Here is a 15,518-nt window from a genome sequence, read left to right as displayed (position 1 = left end):
AGACTATGCGTTCCCTTTATTTTTGGCAATGATCGCCTCAGCCACATTACGGGGGACTTCCTCGTAATGGCTAAATTCCATCGAGAAAATTCCCCGACCTTGGGTATTCGAGCGAATGTCAGTGGCATAACCAAACATCCGTTCGAGAGGGACTTTTGCCGTCACTTTGGCAATGCCATTTTCCACGGTTTGTCCCTCAATTTGACCGCGACGGGAAATGAGGTCTCCCATCACTGTCCCAAGGAATTCTTCTGGAACCTCGACCTCGACCTTCATCATTGGCTCCAGCAGCACCGGATTGGCTTTCATTACTGCCTCTTTAATGGCCATGGAGCCAGCAATTTTGAAGGCCATCTCTGAGGAGTCAACCTCGTGGTAGGAGCCATCCACTAATGTGACCTTGAGGTCAATCACTGGGTACCCTGCCAAAATCCCCGATTCACAGGCTTCCTTCATCCCCTGCTCAGCAGGTGGAATGTACTCTTTGGGAACGACACCACCAACAATTTTGGAGACAAATTCAAACCCAGTACCGGGTTCGGCAGGCTCTACTTCAATCACAACGTGACCATACTGGCCTTTACCGCCACTTTGACGGATAAACTTGCCTTCGGCACGGACGGGTTTGCGAATCGTTTCGCGGTAGGCCACTTGGGGTTGGCCAATATTGGCTTCCACTTTGAACTCCCGCTGCATCCGATCCACAAGGATCTCGAGGTGCAGTTCCCCCATCCCCGCAATCACGGTTTGGTTGGTTTCAGGATCAACGCTGACGCGGAAGGTGGGGTCTTCCTCAGAGAGGGCTTGCAGGGCTTTGGAGAGTTTTTCCATGTCCTGCTTGGTTTTGGGTTCCACAGCCACGGAAATCACTGGCTCTGGAATGTACAGCGATTCAAGAATCACGGGCGAGCTTTCATCGCAGAGGGTATCCCCCGTGAAGGTTTCCTTCAGACCCAAGGCAGCTCCTAAATCGCCGGCTCGCAGTTCATCTACTTCAATCCGCTCATCGGCTTTGAGCACAATCAAACGAGAAATGCGCTCTTTCTTGCCCTTAGTGGCATTGAGGACATAGCTGCCTTTTTTGAGAACACCAGAATAAACGCGCACGAAGGTGAGGCGGCCATAGGGATCCGACATGATTTTGAAGGCTAATGCCGCTAGGGGTTGATCATCGTCGGCAGCACGCTCTACCTCTGTGCCATCGGGCAGATGACCTTTAATCGCTGGAATGTCAATGGGCGCTGGCAGATAGTCCACCACGGCATCAAGGAGCAATTGCACGCCTTTATTTTTGAAGGCGGAGCCACAGAGCATCGGCACAATGGTGCCAGCGATCGTCCCTTTGCGTAGGGCGGCGCGGATTTCCTCTTCTGTGAGTTCTTCCCCCTCAAAGTATTTTTCCATGAGGGCATCATCGGTTTCGGCAACTGCCTCGATGAGCTTGGTGCGATACGCTTCCGCCAGTTCAGTCATCTCGGCAGGAATTTCAGTGTCTTCGATTTCCTTGCCAAGGTCGTCTTTGTAGATTTTGGCGCGCATCCGCACCAGATCAACGATGCCTTTGAACTGATCTTCAGCACCAATGGGCAACTGAATCGGCACAGCATTTGCCCGCAGGCGATCGCGAATCTGGTCATAGACTTTGTAGAAGTTTGCCCCAGTGCGATCCATCTTGTTGACAAAGACGATGCGCGGGACGCTGTAGCGATCGGCTTGCCGCCACACGGTTTCTGACTGGGGTTGCACACCACCGACGGAGCAGAATACCGCAATCACCCCATCGAGAACCCGCATGGAGCGCTCCACCTCAATCGTGAAGTCCACGTGGCCGGGAGTGTCAATAATATTGATCTGGTGGTCTTTCCAAGAGGTGCTGATGGCGGCGGCTGTAATGGTGATGCCCCGCTCCCGCTCCTGTTCCATCCAGTCGGTAACCGTGGTACCCTCGTGCACTTCGCCAATTTTGTGCACCACACCGGAATAGAAAAGAATACGTTCAGTTGTGGTTGTTTTACCCGCATCAATGTGAGCGGCAATCCCGATGTTTCGCACTCGCTCTAGCGGGGTCGTCCGTGCCACAGCTACCTCCTTGTTTGTTGCATTACGTTAGAATTCTTAAATAATTGTATCCAACTCTTGAACCGTGTGACGGTTTAGTAGCGATAGTGGGCAAAGGCCTTGTTGGCTTCTGCCATTTTGTGGGTTTCTTCCCGTTTACGAATGGTGCTGCCGGTTTCGTTGGCGGCATCCATCAATTCATTGGCCAGCTTGGCGGACATCGAACGACCGGCTCGTTTGCGGGAAAATTGCACTAACCAGCGCAAAGCCAAGGCGACGCCGCGATCGGGACGAACTTCCATCGGCACTTGGTAGGTGGCACCCCCCACACGGCGGGCTTTCACTTCCACTAGGGGCGTTGCATTTTTTACTGCACGCTCAAAAATTTGCAGAGCATCCTCGCCGGTGCGCTCCTGTACGGTTTTCATCGCGTCATAGACAATGCGGCTGGCAAGGGATTTTTTGCCATTGAGCATAATCCGCTGGATTAACATATTCACCAGCACGTTGTTATAGACGGGATCAGGGGCAGTAGGCCGTTTTTGAGCGCGAGTGCGACGAGACATAGGTGTTTACTGTTTGCTCTAGTGAAGTTCAAGATTTCAAGGGTGGACTCAAGGAGATAGGAGAACGGAAATTATTTCTTCTTGCCGGTAGCAGCAGCCTCACCGGGTTTGGGACGCTTGGCACCATACTTGGAGCGACCTTGTTTACGGTCTTTGACGCCAGCGGTATCCAACGTGCCACGGATAATGTGGTAGCGCACACCGGGCAAATCTTTAACCCGACCGCCGCGAATCATGACTACAGAGTGCTCCTGCAAGTTGTGGCCAATTCCCGGAATATAGGCGGTGACCTCAAAGCCAGAGGTGAGACGTACCCGTGCCACTTTGCGCAGGGCAGAATTGGGCTTTTTGGGGGTTGTGGTATAAACCCGTGTGCATACCCCACGCCGTTGGGGGCAGCTTTTGAGGGCAGGAGATTTTGTTTTCTTTTTCAACAGTTCCCGCTCTTGGCGGATCAGTTGCTGGATGGTGGGCATTGCTGCTTACGTTAATTTCACCGAACTTCTAGTGTATCGAGGTAGCCGTGGCGTTGTCAATGCTGTTGTGCCGTTGCGCAGTGCCTCTCAGTGTAATGGCTCACTAAGGTCAGGCTGGCGATCGCGGCGGTGACGGCTCTCAGGGTACGCCGCCCCAAGGAAAATGCTTGCCAACCAGCGGCCAAAACTTGCTCCACTTCTGAGGCTGTCCATCCCCCCTCGGATCCGATCGCCAGATAAATTGGCTGAGATAGATTCATTTGGGGCAAGCAGTCCCACAGGAGCTGTGAGGCATTCAAACTGGCAATGTAGCCCTTGGGGGTGAGGCTGATCATTTCGGCAACGGAGAGGGGATCACTGAGGGTGGGGACATAAAGACGCTCACTTTGCTCGGCGGCCTCTTGGAGAATGCGCTGCCAACGCTGGTATTTATTGGCACTGGGTTGCAGGAGCGATCGCGCTGTTTGAATCGGAATAATACGCTTGACCCCCAATTCCGTTGCCTGTTGCAGCACTTGCTCAAAGTTTGCCACCTTCAGTAGAGCTAGGCAGAGAATAATTTCTACACTGAGCTCCGTCTCTTGCTTTTCAGCTTCCAATAATTCGACAGTCTGCCCATTCACACCAAGCGTGCCCCGCCATCGCTGTCCTTGGCCATCCAAAATCGAGATGACATCGTTATCTTTTAAGCGCAGGACATGGCGGAGATAGTGGACTTGCTCAGGAGTGAGCCACACCTGTCGGTCTTGGATTTGTGAGGGTGAGACGACTAACCGCTGGGGCGATCGCATGTAATGAGAGTCTCGTCAAACTCTTTAAGCACTGACAGGCTTAGTAGCTTCCATAAACAGAGAGTCGGGTTTGCGCACTTGGCCATCAACCACATCTAAGTTGTAACGGGAAAAGTCTGGAATGCAACTCTCAAAAGCAGAGACTACACGACAGTCGTGAAAACCACAAGCTTCAACCAAGAGTTTGAGAGAGTAGCCATCGTACATCCACAGATGCGCTTCACCACTTAAGCGAAACAGCCCCACACTAAGGGCATCCACTCCTCGTTTTCCAAGAATTGGCCAAACTAAAATTTTCGCGAGTAACTCACGGGGATGACGCAGTGGTCTCAGTATTTTTTTGAGAAAGCTCTTAGCTGTTTGCGGTTGTTGAACTACCTTGAAGAAATCTTCAGCTTCTTGGCCAATGCGAGATCGGACAAAGTCAGGATTGGGAATATTTGGATTTAGGAGATAGGCCGCCATTGCGCCACCCCTGTGATGGCGAACGAGTTGATCTAAAAGCTCTAATTTAAGCCATTCATAGTTGGCAGGTTCTGTTTGCCTGCCATCTCGTAACGCATCGAGTTCAGCTAAGTAGGCACGAGTGGTTTGCTCTAAGTCGGGAACTACTATCCGCAGAACACCATTCGGCTTCAATACTCTATAGGCATCGCGTAGAAAGTTTTCTGCTTCTTGGCAACTCAGGTGCTCGAGAACGTGGGAAGAGTAAACAGCATCGACTTCTTCTTCCTTAAAAGGTAAACCTCGGCGAATATCCCAGCGTTTTACGCCCGCCACCGCTGGTGCCACATCAAAGTTAAGCCACTCTGGATGGAAAGTTTGACCACAACCAACATTAACTAGTTTTAGGGACTGAGACTGCATAGCCACTCCACCAATGTGCGCACAGGGTAGCCTGTCCCACAGGGATTATTGTAGCCATCCTCTTTTTCTGTCCAGACAGGACCGGCAATGTCAAGGTGTGCCCAAGGGGTGTGATCAACAAATTGCTGAAGGAATAGGGCGGCGGTAATTGATCCGGCCGATCGCGGACCGGTGTTTTTCATATCGGCCACTTGGGACTTCATACCCTCAAAGTATTTATTTTCAAGGGGCATTTGCCAGAACTTTTCACCGGAGCGATCGCTGGCCTTTTGCAGAGCTTGCGCCAATTCTGAATTGTTGCTCCAAAGACCGGCAATATTATCCCCTAAGGCAACAATACAGGCACCGGTCAGCGTTGCCAAATCAACAATGGCATCTACGCCTAGTTTTTCGGCATAGACCAGGGCATCGGCAAGGGTGAGGCGGCCTTCAGCATCGGTGTTGTTGACCTCGATGGTCTTACCGTTGGAGGCGGTGAGAATATCCCCCGGATGCAGGGCACGGCCACTGATCATGTTTTCAGTGGCAGCAATAATAAAGTGAACTTTAATGCCAGCGGGTTTGAGTTGACCGATGACCTTGGCGGTTCCCAAAACGGCTGCGGCTCCCCCCATGTCCATTTTCATGGTTTCAATGCCCCCTTGGGTCTTGAGGTTGAGGCCACCGGAATCAAAGGTTAACCCCTTGCCAATGAGGGCAATTTTCTTCTGGACATTTCCGGCGGGAGTGTAGGTGAGGTGAATAAATTTCGGCGGTAGATCAGATGCCTGGGCCACTCCCAAAAAGGCACCCATACCCAAGGCGGCACACTCATCGCGCTCCAAAATTTTTGCCGTGAGGCCGTAGGTAGCCGCCAATTGCTGAGCCGTTTCCGCAAGGGTGACAGGCGTCACTTCGTTGGCCGGGGCATTCACGAGTTCGCGCGCCAAAATCACCCCATCACAAATCTGCTGGGCACGGGTCAAGGCCGCTGCTTGCTCCCCTAAACCCAACAGGCTGACGGATTCTGGATAGGGCAGGAGTTTACGAGCTTCGGGATCCGACTTAAAACGCACATCACTGTGGAGGGCAAGGAGAACTCCTTCGGCAATGGCTTGGGCAGCATCCGCCGCCTCTAAAGTCTCATGGGGCAGTGCCATGCCTAATGTTTTTGCACGTTCACGGCGAGCCGTACGGGCAATGGTCGCAGCAGTGCGGCGCAGGGTCTCTAGGTTAAAGTCATCGCGATTCCCCAAGCCCACAAGGAGAAGCTTTTTAATGGGGAAGTTGGGCAATAGGCGCATCAGAAGGGAGGTACCGGACTTGCCTTGAAATTCCCCTTCGTTGATCAGTTCCTGCAATAGACCGTTGAGGCGTTGATCAAGGGTCGTGTAGGGGTCGGTGAGGGTGAGGGTGCCTTCCGTTTGAAAGACGGCGATCGCCAGTAAGTCCCCCGACCAGTCGGGAATGACTGTAGTAATTGTTTGCAGTTGCATGCCTATCTACGACCCAAAAATCTCTCAACCCCCTTATTTTATCGGCGTTTAGGCCTCAGCAGGAACCCAGACACTGCAAAAATTCAAGGGGCAAGCCATCGCAGTCACGCATAAAGGCGACGTGATAGAGGTGCGACCCAATCACTTGCTGAGTGGGCTTCAGCAGTAGCTCAAAGGGTAAATTCTGTGCCTTCAACGTTTGCGCCACCTGATTGAGCCATGTTTCAAGGGGGTCAGGATGGTCACTGAGATCAAAGGAAAGATGGTAGTAGCCAACATAGTGCTCATCGTGAAAAGGGTCAGCAGCAGGGTGGGGTTCAGGGACTTGCAGAAGTTCAAGGCGGGTGTGCCAGCCCTTGAGCCAACAGGCAAGGGTATAGCCCGTGGTAAAGCGGACATCCATCGTGAAGCCTAGGCATTCATAGAAGGCGATCGCCCGCTGAATATTGGCGGTGCGGATGGAAACGTGGTGCAAGCCCATAGACTACTCCTGTTTTGGCCGCAGCCGTTCCGGAAAATCAATAAAGACCCGCTCACCCGCCCTCAGGCCGCTGATAATTTGTGTTTGATCTTGCCAGCTACTGCCAATGGTGACGGGGCGGAATTTTGGCTGATTGTCTTCACCCACAACATAAACACCCGTTTGACCGCGCTCAACGGCAATGGCCACCGTCGGCACCAGCAGGGCATTGTTAATTTTTTGTCCCAGAAAATCTAAGTCCACATTCATCCCAGAACGCAGCTTCTGCAACCCAGTAACAAGGGAGACCCGCACTTGAAAGAAGGTGACATTTTGCTCCACCACCGCTTCGGGTGCCACTAAGCGTACTCGTCCTTCAAAGGTTTCCCCCGGATAGGCATCGGCACGGATTTCAACGGGTTGCCCCACGAGCACTTGGCCAATATCCACTTCTGGTACCTCGGCCAGAATTTCTAAGCCCTCAGCGATCGCCACAATTGAGGTGGAAGTGGCAGAGGTCGTGGCAGAGGCGGTGGTGGTGGGTGTCACAAAGGCTCCCGGATTGGCGTACTTCTGGGTAATAATCCCCGTAAAAGGAGCGCGAATCACTGTATCTTCGAGGGCAGCACGGGCGGCTTGGACTTGGGCTTGGGCAGCAGCCACGGCCGCTTCCGCTTGACGGATCTCTTCAGTGCGGGAACCCCGCTGTAATAGTTGCAGGCGCTTTTGAGCTTCATTCAGGTTGGCGATCGCGCTATCCCGGTTTGCCTTTAGTTCATCAAGGGTATCGCGGGGAATCGCACCCTCAGCCGCGAGCAATTCATTGCGTTTCAGGCGTTCTTCTGCCAATTGAGCACGGGTGGCGGCTGCTCGCACTTGGGCTTCGGCTTGGGCAATTTCCTCGGCACGGTTACCGGCAACCACGCGATCGCGACGGGCAATGGCATCGGCGAGGTTGGCTTGGGCTTGAGCCAGTTGCGCCTGTTCATCGCGGTTATCCATACGGGCAATGATTTGACCCGCCTTGACCCGATCGCCCTGCTCGACGTAGAGTTCGGCGAGAAGACCTGCCCGTTTTGGACTGATATTGACGGTTTGCACAGGCACCACTTTGCCCGTGGCAGCAATGCGAGCGACTAAATCGCGACTGTCTTGAACGGGTATGGTGTAGCGATCTAAATCAAGGGGCGTTTGGCGCGATCGCCACAGCAGTAGGCCACCACTGCCAATCAAACCAGCAGCAATCACCCCAATCACGAGCGATCGCCAAGGGGAAGAAGGTTTACCAACAAAGGGGATAAACGCTGCCATGAATGCCTTACAGTTCTTGGCCTATTCTAACGTTATGTTACAGTGACCCACCGAATAGCAGCATTGACCGTATCTATTGGTTCCATCTGTCCCTTAATAGAAGCGCAGATGCTATCCTAACCAATACTGTCTATGTCCTTTGCCTATGAATCCTGCACTCTCCCAGATTGGCCAGCAAATGTCCCAACTGACGGGAGTTCGGGCAATCATGAAGGATATTATTGAGACGTTGCGCCTGAATCGCGGTCAAGACCTGATTAACCTGAGTGCAGGTAATCCCCTCATTGTCCCTGAGGTGGAGCAACTATGGCGCGACTGTACCCACGAGCTAATGGCCAGCCCAGAATTTGGCCAAGTGGTCTGCCGCTACGGCACAAGCCAAGGGTATGAACCGCTAATTGCTGCCGTTGTCGATGATTTTAATCGCCGCTATGGTTTGAACCTGACGGAGCGCAATGTCCTTGTCACCCCCGGCAGTCAGGCCATCTACTTCTTTGCTGCCAATGCTTTTGGGGGCTTTAGCGCCAACGGTGAATTAAAGAAAGTCGTTCTCCCCTTGAGTCCAGAATATACGGGTTATGGTGGCGTCAGCTTTACCCCTGATACCGTTGTTGCCTATCGTCCGCGCCTTGAGATTTTTGAAGCGGATCACACCTTTAAGTATCGTCCCGACTTTCAACAACTCCACATTGATGAGACGACTGGATGCGTCATCTTCTCTCGTCCTTGCAATCCGACGGGAAATGTGCTCACGGATGTCGAGGTGCGGCAAATTGCTGATCTCGCTGTCCCCTATGGCGTTCCAGTGTTGATTGATGCTGCCTATGGCCCCCCCTATCCCAGCTTGAACTTTACGGAACTAGCACCCGTTTTTGGCGGCAATATTGTCCACTGCCTCAGCCTCTCAAAAGCAGGACTGCCGGGGGAGCGGGTGGGGATTGCCATTGGCGATCGCGAGATTTTGAGTGTTCTCGAAGCCTTTCAAACCAATGCCTGTATTCATGCCTCGCGCTACGGTCAGGCGATCGCGGCCTTAGCCATTGCCAATGGTGCCCTAGCCGAAGTATCCGTCAATGTCATTCGTCCCTTTTATCAGCGCAAGTTGACAGTTCTCGAAGAAACCCTACGAACTGCTTTGCCCAACGACCTTCCTTGGTTTTTGCATCGCGGTGAGGGGGCGATTTTCGCGTGGCTATGGCTACGGGATTTACCCATGACAGATTGGGAATTATATCAACACCTGAAGCGAGCAGGGGTGATTGTGGTTCCCGGCAGCTCCTTTTTCCCCGGCTTGACCGAGCCGTGGCGCCACAAACAGGAGTGCCTGCGTATTAGTCTCACTGCCAGTGATGAGGAAATTGCCCTTGGCATGCAACGACTAGCCGCCACCATTACACAGGTGTATCAAGAGTTCCCTAGCCGCTCCTATTCTGATGTCCTCGCTTAAGCCCTCCTTCATGGGTGAGTACTTCCTCATTTCTCAATGCGCCGTGACTCCCTCTTTTACCAACTGTTTGCCCAGCTGCCCCAGACACTGTTTGACCTTTTGGGAATCAATCCCCCCCAGGGCTACCGCTTTGACTCTGTGGAGCTGAAGCAAACGGCCTTTCGCATTGATGGTGTCTTTCTGCCTCCTGACCCCTCAGGAACCGTCTATTTCTGTGAAGTTCAGTTTCAGCGCGATAACACCCTCTACGAACGTCTCTTTGCTGAGATTTTTCTCTATCTGCGCCTGTACCGCCAAACTTTCTCTGATTGGCAAGCGGTGGTCATTTATCCCCATCGCCAAGCCGAACAAGTTTCCTTTGAACCCTATGACGTGTTGGTCAAGAGCGATCGCCTGCGGCGGGTGTATTTGAATGAACTGGGGTCACCAGCGGAATTGCCCTTGAGCCTTGCCCTGATGCAGTTGATGGTGGTACCAGAGGCAGAGATGCCCAGAGTCGCCCGATTACTTGCCCAGCGCAGCCAGACCGAAAGAGCGCCAAACTTGGAAGCCATAATAGAGTTAATCACTACCATTGTGCTGTACAAGTTCACCAAGCTGAGTCGGGAGGAGGTGCTGCGCATGCTGGGGTTTACGACAGAGGAGCTGAAGCGGACACGATTTTACCAAGAGGTCTATGCCGAGGCACAAGAGGAAGGGTTACAACGGGGCTTACGGCAGGGATTGGAGCAAGGATTACAGCAAGGACTGCAACAAGGATTGCAACAGGGATTACAGCAGGGATTACAACAGGGAGAGGTACTTGTTGTCTTGCGGCAGTTAAGACGGCGGTTTGGCGATTTACCAACTAGTCTTGAAGAGCGCATTCGCCAGCTCCCTCCCCATCAGATTGAAGCGTTGGCAGAAGCTCTCCTTGACTTCACTGACCTTGAACACGTCTCTGCGTGGCTAGAGCGCTCCCCCTAGCCCATGCGCCGTGACTCCCTCTTTTACCAACTGTTTGCCCAGCTGCCCCAGACACTGTTTGACCTTTTGGGAATCAATCCCCCCCAGGGCTACCGCTTTGACTCTGTGGAGCTGAAGCAAACGGCCTTTCGCATTGATGGTGTCTTTCTGCCTCCTGACCCCTCAGGAACCGTCTATTTCTGTGAAGTTCAGTTTCAGCGCGATAACACCCTCTACGAACGTCTCTTTGCTGAGATTTTTCTCTATCTGCGCCTGTACCGCCAAACTTTCTCTGATTGGCAAGCGGTGGTCATTTATCCCCATCGCCAAGCCGAACAAGTTTCCTTTGAACCCTATGACGTGTTGGTCAAGAGCGATCGCCTGCGGCGGGTGTATTTGAATGAACTGGGGTCACCAGCGGAATTGCCCTTGAGCCTTGCCCTGATGCAGTTGATGGTGGTACCAGAGGCAGAGATGCCCAGAGTCGCCCGATTACTTGCCCAGCGCAGCCAGACCGAAAGAGCGCCAAACTTGGAAGCCATAATAGAGTTAATCACTACCATTGTGCTGTACAAGTTCACCAAGCTGAGTCGGGAGGAGGTGCTGCGCATGCTGGGGTTTACGACAGAGGAGCTGAAGCGGACACGATTTTACCAAGAGGTCTATGCCGAGGCACAAGAGGAAGGGTTACAACGGGGCTTACGGCAGGGATTGGAGCAAGGATTACAGCAAGGACTGCAACAAGGATTGCAACAGGGATTACAGCAGGGATTACAACAGGGAGAGGTACTTGTTGTCTTGCGGCAGTTAAGACGGCGGTTTGGCGATTTACCAACTAGTCTTGAAGAGCGCATTCGCCAGCTCCCTCCCCATCAGATTGAAGCGTTGGCAGAAGCTCTCCTTGACTTCACTGACCTTGAACACGTCTCTGCGTGGCTAGAGCGCTCCCCCTAGCCCATGCGCCGTGACTCCCTCTTTTACCAACTGTTTGCCCAGCTGCCCCAGACACTGTTTGACCTTTTGGGAATCAATCCCCCCCAGGGCTACCGCTTTGACTCTGTGGAGCTGAAGCAAACGGCCTTTCGCATTGATGGTGTCTTTCTGCCTCCTGACCCCTCAGGAACCGTCTATTTCTGTGAAGTTCAGTTTCAGCGCGATAACACCCTCTACGAACGTCTCTTTGCTGAGATTTTTCTCTATCTGCGCCTGTACCGCCAAACTTTCTCTGATTGGCAAGCGGTGGTCATTTATCCCCATCGCCAAGCCGAACAAGTTTCCTTTGAACCCTATGACGTGTTGGTCAAGAGCGATCGCCTGCGGCGGGTGTATTTGAATGAACTGGGGTCACCAGCGGAATTGCCCTTGAGCCTTGCCCTGATGCAGTTGATGGTGGTACCAGAGGCAGAGATGCCCAGAGTCGCCCGATTACTTGCCCAGCGCAGCCAGACCGAAAGAGCGCCAAACTTGGAAGCCATAATAGAGTTAATCACTACCATTGTGCTGTACAAGTTCACCAAGCTGAGTCGGGAGGAGGTGCTGCGCATGCTGGGGTTTACGACGGAGGAGCTGAAGCGGACACGGTTTTACCAAGAGGTCTATGCCGAGGCACAAGAGGAAGGGTTACAACGGGGCTTACGGCAGGGATTGGAGCAAGGATTACAGCAAGGACTGCAACAGGGATTGCAACAGGGATTGCAACAGGGATTGCAACAGGGATTACAGCAGGGAGAAGCACTGGTTGTTTTGCGCTTCCTCAGGCGACGGTTTGGGGATTTACCGGCTGACCTTGAAGCAGCAATTCGCCAACTCCCATCCACCCAGATTGAGACTTTGGCAGAGGCACTCCTTGACTTTGCGACCCTGGAAGACCTGAGGGACTGGCTCAGGAATCTCGGTTAGGGAGAATCCTCCTTTAGTAAAGACTTGCAAACAAGCGTGAAGGAGGCTCAAGAATCCTGATACAACAATTGATGGAGTTGCAGCCGAACGTCAACCGATTCCTATGAATATTGCTGTCATTGGCTTGAGTCACAAAACCGCCCCTGTGGATGTGCGCGAAAAATTGAGTGTGCCAGAGGATGTGCGGGAGCGGGCACTGCAACATCTATGCGGCTACGCCCATATTCAGGAAGCGACCATCCTTAGCACCTGTAACCGCTTAGAAATTTACATTGTTACTAGTGACACTGAGGTGGGCGTGCGGGAAGTGCATCAGTTTCTCAGTGAGTGGAGTCATATTCCCCTGCCCCAACTGCGTCCCTACCTCTTTATCCTGCTGCATCAGGATGCGGTGATGCACCTCATGCGGGTGGCTTCGGGTCTGGATAGCTTGGTGATTGGCGAGGGGCAAATTCTCTCCCAAGTGAAGCGCTGTCATCAGTTAGGGCAGCAGTACAAGTCCATTGGGTCTATTCTCAATCGCCTCTTTACGGGGGCGATCGCGGCCGGTAAACGGGTACGCACAGAAACCAGCATTGGGACGGGGGCGGTCTCCATTAGCTCAGCGGCGGTGGAACTCGCCGACCTGCGGTTGCAAAATCTCCAGAACTGCCGCATTGCCATTGTCGGTGCGGGCAAAATGTCCCGCTTGGTGGTGCAACACCTGATTGCCCGAGGGGTGAAAGAAATGAGCATTATCAACCGCTCCTTGGAACGGGCACAGGAACTGGCGCAGCAGTTTCCCGAAGTACGCTTTGAACTCTTTACGATGACAGATCTACTGCCGATTGTGGCAGCAATGGATTTGGTCTTTACGGGTACAGCAGCGACACAACCCCTCTTGGATCGCGAGAATTTAGGGTCGGTGCTCACGGGCGATCGCCCCCTATCAATCATTGATATTTCCGTGCCCCGCAATGTCCATGCCAACGTGACGGAATTGGCCTCCGTACAACTGTTTAATGTGGATGATCTCGAAGCAGTCGTCGCCCAAAACCAAGAGGCGCGACGCCAATTGGCTCAAGAGGCCGAGGGTATCCTTGAGGAAGAATTAGAGACCTTTTTGGCTTGGTGGCACGCCCTAGAAACGATTCCCACCATCCGCAGTCTGCGCCAAAAAATGGAAGCGATCCGTACCCAAGAGCTGGAAAAAGCCCTCTCCCGCTTAGGCAGTGAGTTTGGTGAGAAACATCAAGGGGTCATTGAAGCAATGACGCGCACAATTATTAACAAGATTCTCCATGATCCAACGGTGCAACTGCAATCACAGCGGGATTTAGAAAGTCGTCAACGCGCTATGCAGACCCTCCAAGACTTGTTTAATCTCGAACCCATTGAAGCCTAGGGCCTATGCGCCACGTGGGCGATCGCGGGGAAGCGGTAGTTGTCGCGTGGCTACAAACCCAGCAGTGTCAAATTTTGGCTCAGAACTGGTCTTGCCCTTGGGGTGAGCTGGATATTGTTGCCTGTGATCCGCGGGGGGTGGTGCGCTTTGTCGAAGTGAAAACCCGCCGTTCCCGCAACTGGGATTGTGATGGCCTCGGTGCGATTTCCCCTAGCAAGCAACGCAAACTCATTTTGGCCGCCCAAGCCTTCCTAGAACGTCAGCCCCAGTGGCAGGATCATCCCTGTCGCTTCGATGTGGCCTTGGTGCGATACCAAGCAGGTACCTATCGGCTGCATCAATACTTGGAGCACGCATTTACGCTGGACGCCACCGATTGAGCACTTTACCAACTCAGCAGTTTTTGCAGGCGATCGCGAATCCAGTTAATCGGACGACTTTGATCCGCCTCTTGGCGACTCAGTTGCTGAAGCTCCTGTTGATGTTGCGCCAGCACATCCTGACGGCGGGCGATCGCCACCGCAATATCATCGGCAAGGGAAGGATGTTCTTTTAGCAACTGTTCAAATCCCTCCCGTGGTAGGACAAACAAGACCGTATCCGTCATTGCCATCATCGTTGTTGGGCAGGCCACCCCCAGCATCAGTGGTAGCTCGCCAAAGTGCTCCCCCGGGTTAAACGTCATCATCGGCTTGAGTTCACCATTCTCCTCATAGACCGCCGCCATCTGCCCCTGCAATACGATGTAGAAGTTACTGATTGCCTCCTGAGCACGGAACAAAATTTCCTTCGCTGCCAAGTGCTTGCGGTAGCCCGATTCGATGAGAAAGCGTAATTGCAAGTCATTCATGCACTGAAAATAGCTCACCTGCTGAAGCAGCGACTTTAAAGAGGGCGTTGCCGGTGCCAAGGGCATGCCTACCGTTTCGGCTGGCTCACTAAGGGGAGAGAGCGCTGGCGCATTGCGGATCCAGATGTCCCGTTGCGGGAAAGGAATCGAGATATTATGCTGCCGAAAGTAATAATCAATCTTGAAATTGAGACTGCTCTTGATGAACACTCGACGCTCAATGGCATCCGTCCATACCCAGAGTTCAAACTTAAGGGCAGAATCGCCAAATTCACGGAAAATCACCCGCGGGCCTGGCTCCCTGAGGACATCTGGTTCAGAATGCGCAATATTGAGCAAGACTTCCGTCACCAAAACTGGATCTGTCCCATAGGCCACCCCAATGGCAATATCAATACGACCGCGATGGGTTTCGTAGTACCAATTCAGCACCGGACTATCGGCAAGGTAGGTATTGGGCACCACCACATTTGAACCGTTAAAGGTTTGAATCACCGTGGCTCGCATCGAGACTTCCTGAACGTAGCCGCTGATGTTTTCAATTTCCACAAAGTCGCCGACACGCACTTTGCGCTCAATCAGGAGCGTCAGGCCACTGATGAGATTGCGGGTGACATCCTGCAAACCAAAACCAATCCCCACCCCCAAGCCACCAATAATCACCGCTAGGGAATCGAGATTAATCCCCACTGCTTGCAAAACAATAATGTAGCCCAGTGCTCCCCCGGCACCACTCATCACAGTGGAAATGGCCTCACGGTTGCCTAAATCCAAACCAAGGCGGGGTAGGAGTTGATTTTTCAGCACCCCCTTGAAAAAGCGCGCCAAAATGGCAACGAGGATGAGCAACAGCACCACTTGAAACAGCCAACGCAGGGAAATCGTTTCCCGCCCAAGGCGAAACAACGGTGCATCGGCAATACTAACGAACGATGACCACAGTTCAATGACTTGGGATGGCATTCTCCACAGTCTCCTCAGGGGTTCAC

Annotated in this window: 15 protein-coding genes; 6 read left to right on the top strand and 9 right to left on the bottom strand. The window is 52.9% G+C overall.

Annotation, left to right across the window (positions count from 1 at the left end):
- Positions 1-3: 3 nt before the first annotated feature.
- The 8 genes from fusA to RHH53_RS11360 form a co-directional block, all read right to left on the bottom strand.
- Complete coding sequence (gene fusA / locus RHH53_RS11395) at positions 4-2,079, bottom strand: elongation factor G (RefSeq protein WP_206200247.1); 2,076 nt, start codon at positions 2,077-2,079, stop codon at positions 4-6.
- Positions 2,080-2,153: 74 nt separating this feature from the next.
- Positions 2,154-2,624 carry a 30S ribosomal protein S7 gene (rpsG, locus tag RHH53_RS11390; RefSeq protein ID WP_149819525.1) on the bottom strand — a complete coding sequence of 157 codons (471 nt, stop codon included), beginning with the start codon at positions 2,622-2,624 and terminating at the stop codon, positions 2,154-2,156.
- A gap of 71 nt (positions 2,625-2,695) precedes the next feature.
- The gene (rpsL, locus tag RHH53_RS11385; protein ID WP_149819523.1) at positions 2,696-3,100 is read right to left on the bottom strand and encodes a 30S ribosomal protein S12; all 405 of its coding nucleotides are present in this window, start codon (positions 3,098-3,100) and stop codon (positions 2,696-2,698) included.
- A 56-nt stretch (positions 3,101-3,156) separates the two neighbouring features.
- On the bottom strand, positions 3,157-3,891 hold the full coding sequence (locus tag RHH53_RS11380; RefSeq protein ID WP_310743809.1) for a 16S rRNA (uracil(1498)-N(3))-methyltransferase: 735 nt from the start codon (positions 3,889-3,891) through the stop codon (positions 3,157-3,159).
- Positions 3,892-3,915: 24 nt separating this feature from the next.
- Positions 3,916-4,758, bottom strand: coding sequence for a methyltransferase domain-containing protein (locus tag RHH53_RS11375; RefSeq protein WP_310743808.1), 843 nt, complete (start codon positions 4,756-4,758; stop codon positions 3,916-3,918).
- Complete coding sequence (locus RHH53_RS11370; protein WP_310743807.1) at positions 4,740-6,233, bottom strand: leucyl aminopeptidase; 1,494 nt, start codon at positions 6,231-6,233, stop codon at positions 4,740-4,742. The genes RHH53_RS11375 and RHH53_RS11370 overlap by 19 nt, the downstream gene beginning before the upstream one ends.
- 55 nt (positions 6,234-6,288) lie before the next feature.
- A complete protein-coding gene (locus RHH53_RS11365; protein WP_206201696.1) occupies positions 6,289-6,708 on the bottom strand; it encodes a VOC family protein in 420 nt (139 codons plus the stop codon).
- 9 nt (positions 6,709-6,717) lie between these two features.
- Complete coding sequence (locus RHH53_RS11360) at positions 6,718-8,004, bottom strand: efflux RND transporter periplasmic adaptor subunit (protein ID WP_310743806.1); 1,287 nt, start codon at positions 8,002-8,004, stop codon at positions 6,718-6,720.
- 145 nt (positions 8,005-8,149) lie between these two features.
- On the opposite strand from RHH53_RS11360, the gene RHH53_RS11355 reads away from it, so the two are divergent.
- The 6 genes from RHH53_RS11355 to RHH53_RS11330 all read left to right on the top strand — a co-directional run bounded on the left by RHH53_RS11355 (position 8,150) and on the right by RHH53_RS11330 (position 14,059).
- Complete coding sequence (locus tag RHH53_RS11355) at positions 8,150-9,451, top strand: valine--pyruvate transaminase (protein WP_206200242.1); 1,302 nt, start codon at positions 8,150-8,152, stop codon at positions 9,449-9,451.
- Positions 9,452-9,487: 36 nt separating this feature from the next.
- Positions 9,488-10,417: an Rpn family recombination-promoting nuclease/putative transposase gene (locus RHH53_RS11350; protein WP_302678335.1), complete on the top strand. Its 930-nt coding sequence runs from the start codon at positions 9,488-9,490 to the stop codon at positions 10,415-10,417.
- Between the two features lie 3 nt (positions 10,418-10,420).
- Positions 10,421-11,350, top strand: a complete 930-nt coding sequence (locus RHH53_RS11345; protein ID WP_302678335.1) for an Rpn family recombination-promoting nuclease/putative transposase — start codon at positions 10,421-10,423, stop codon at positions 11,348-11,350.
- A 3-nt stretch (positions 11,351-11,353) separates the two neighbouring features.
- Positions 11,354-12,295: an Rpn family recombination-promoting nuclease/putative transposase gene (locus RHH53_RS11340; RefSeq protein ID WP_310743062.1), complete on the top strand. Its 942-nt coding sequence runs from the start codon at positions 11,354-11,356 to the stop codon at positions 12,293-12,295.
- Positions 12,296-12,398: 103 nt separating this feature from the next.
- Complete coding sequence (locus RHH53_RS11335; protein WP_206200238.1) at positions 12,399-13,679, top strand: glutamyl-tRNA reductase; 1,281 nt, start codon at positions 12,399-12,401, stop codon at positions 13,677-13,679.
- A 5-nt stretch (positions 13,680-13,684) separates the two neighbouring features.
- A complete protein-coding gene (locus RHH53_RS11330) occupies positions 13,685-14,059 on the top strand; it encodes a YraN family protein (protein WP_206200237.1) in 375 nt (124 codons plus the stop codon).
- A 5-nt stretch (positions 14,060-14,064) separates the two neighbouring features.
- Here RHH53_RS11330 and RHH53_RS11325 read toward each other — a convergent pair whose 3' ends face one another.
- Positions 14,065-15,492 (bottom strand): mechanosensitive ion channel domain-containing protein, encoded by a 1,428-nt coding sequence (locus RHH53_RS11325; protein WP_310743805.1) that lies wholly within the window; start codon positions 15,490-15,492, stop codon positions 14,065-14,067.
- Positions 15,493-15,518 lie beyond the last annotated feature (26 nt).

Origin of the sequence: Thermosynechococcus sp. PKX82, from assembly GCF_031583255.1 — a bacterium.
GTDB lineage: Bacteria > Cyanobacteriota > Cyanobacteriia > Thermosynechococcales > Thermosynechococcaceae > Thermosynechococcus.
Note: the sequence above shows the minus strand (reverse complement) of the source record. Positions and strands in the feature narration are given on the sequence as shown.

Bases quoted from the DNA above. Each gene is read 5' to 3' on its own strand.
- RHH53_RS11360 (WP_310743806.1), bottom strand. From the start codon at position 8,004: ATGGCAGCGTTTATCCCCTTTGTTGGTAAACCTTCTTCCCCTTGGCGA.
- rpsG (WP_149819525.1), bottom strand. From the start codon at position 2,624: ATGTCTCGTCGCACTCGCGCTCAAAAACGGCCTACTGCCCCTGATCCC.
- RHH53_RS11335 (WP_206200238.1), top strand. From the start codon at position 12,399: ATGAATATTGCTGTCATTGGCTTGAGTCACAAAACCGCCCCTGTGGAT.
- rpsL (WP_149819523.1), bottom strand. From the start codon at position 3,100: ATGCCCACCATCCAGCAACTGATCCGCCAAGAGCGGGAACTGTTGAAA.
- RHH53_RS11325 (WP_310743805.1), bottom strand. From the start codon at position 15,492: ATGCCATCCCAAGTCATTGAACTGTGGTCATCGTTCGTTAGTATTGCC.
- RHH53_RS11370 (WP_310743807.1), bottom strand. From the start codon at position 6,233: ATGCAACTGCAAACAATTACTACAGTCATTCCCGACTGGTCGGGGGAC.
- RHH53_RS11375 (WP_310743808.1), bottom strand. From the start codon at position 4,758: ATGCAGTCTCAGTCCCTAAAACTAGTTAATGTTGGTTGTGGTCAAACT.
- RHH53_RS11340 (WP_310743062.1), top strand. From the start codon at position 11,354: ATGCGCCGTGACTCCCTCTTTTACCAACTGTTTGCCCAGCTGCCCCAG.
- RHH53_RS11345 (WP_302678335.1), top strand. From the start codon at position 10,421: ATGCGCCGTGACTCCCTCTTTTACCAACTGTTTGCCCAGCTGCCCCAG.
- RHH53_RS11355 (WP_206200242.1), top strand. From the start codon at position 8,150: ATGAATCCTGCACTCTCCCAGATTGGCCAGCAAATGTCCCAACTGACG.
- RHH53_RS11330 (WP_206200237.1), top strand. From the start codon at position 13,685: ATGCGCCACGTGGGCGATCGCGGGGAAGCGGTAGTTGTCGCGTGGCTA.
- RHH53_RS11350 (WP_302678335.1), top strand. From the start codon at position 9,488: ATGCGCCGTGACTCCCTCTTTTACCAACTGTTTGCCCAGCTGCCCCAG.
- RHH53_RS11380 (WP_310743809.1), bottom strand. From the start codon at position 3,891: ATGCGATCGCCCCAGCGGTTAGTCGTCTCACCCTCACAAATCCAAGAC.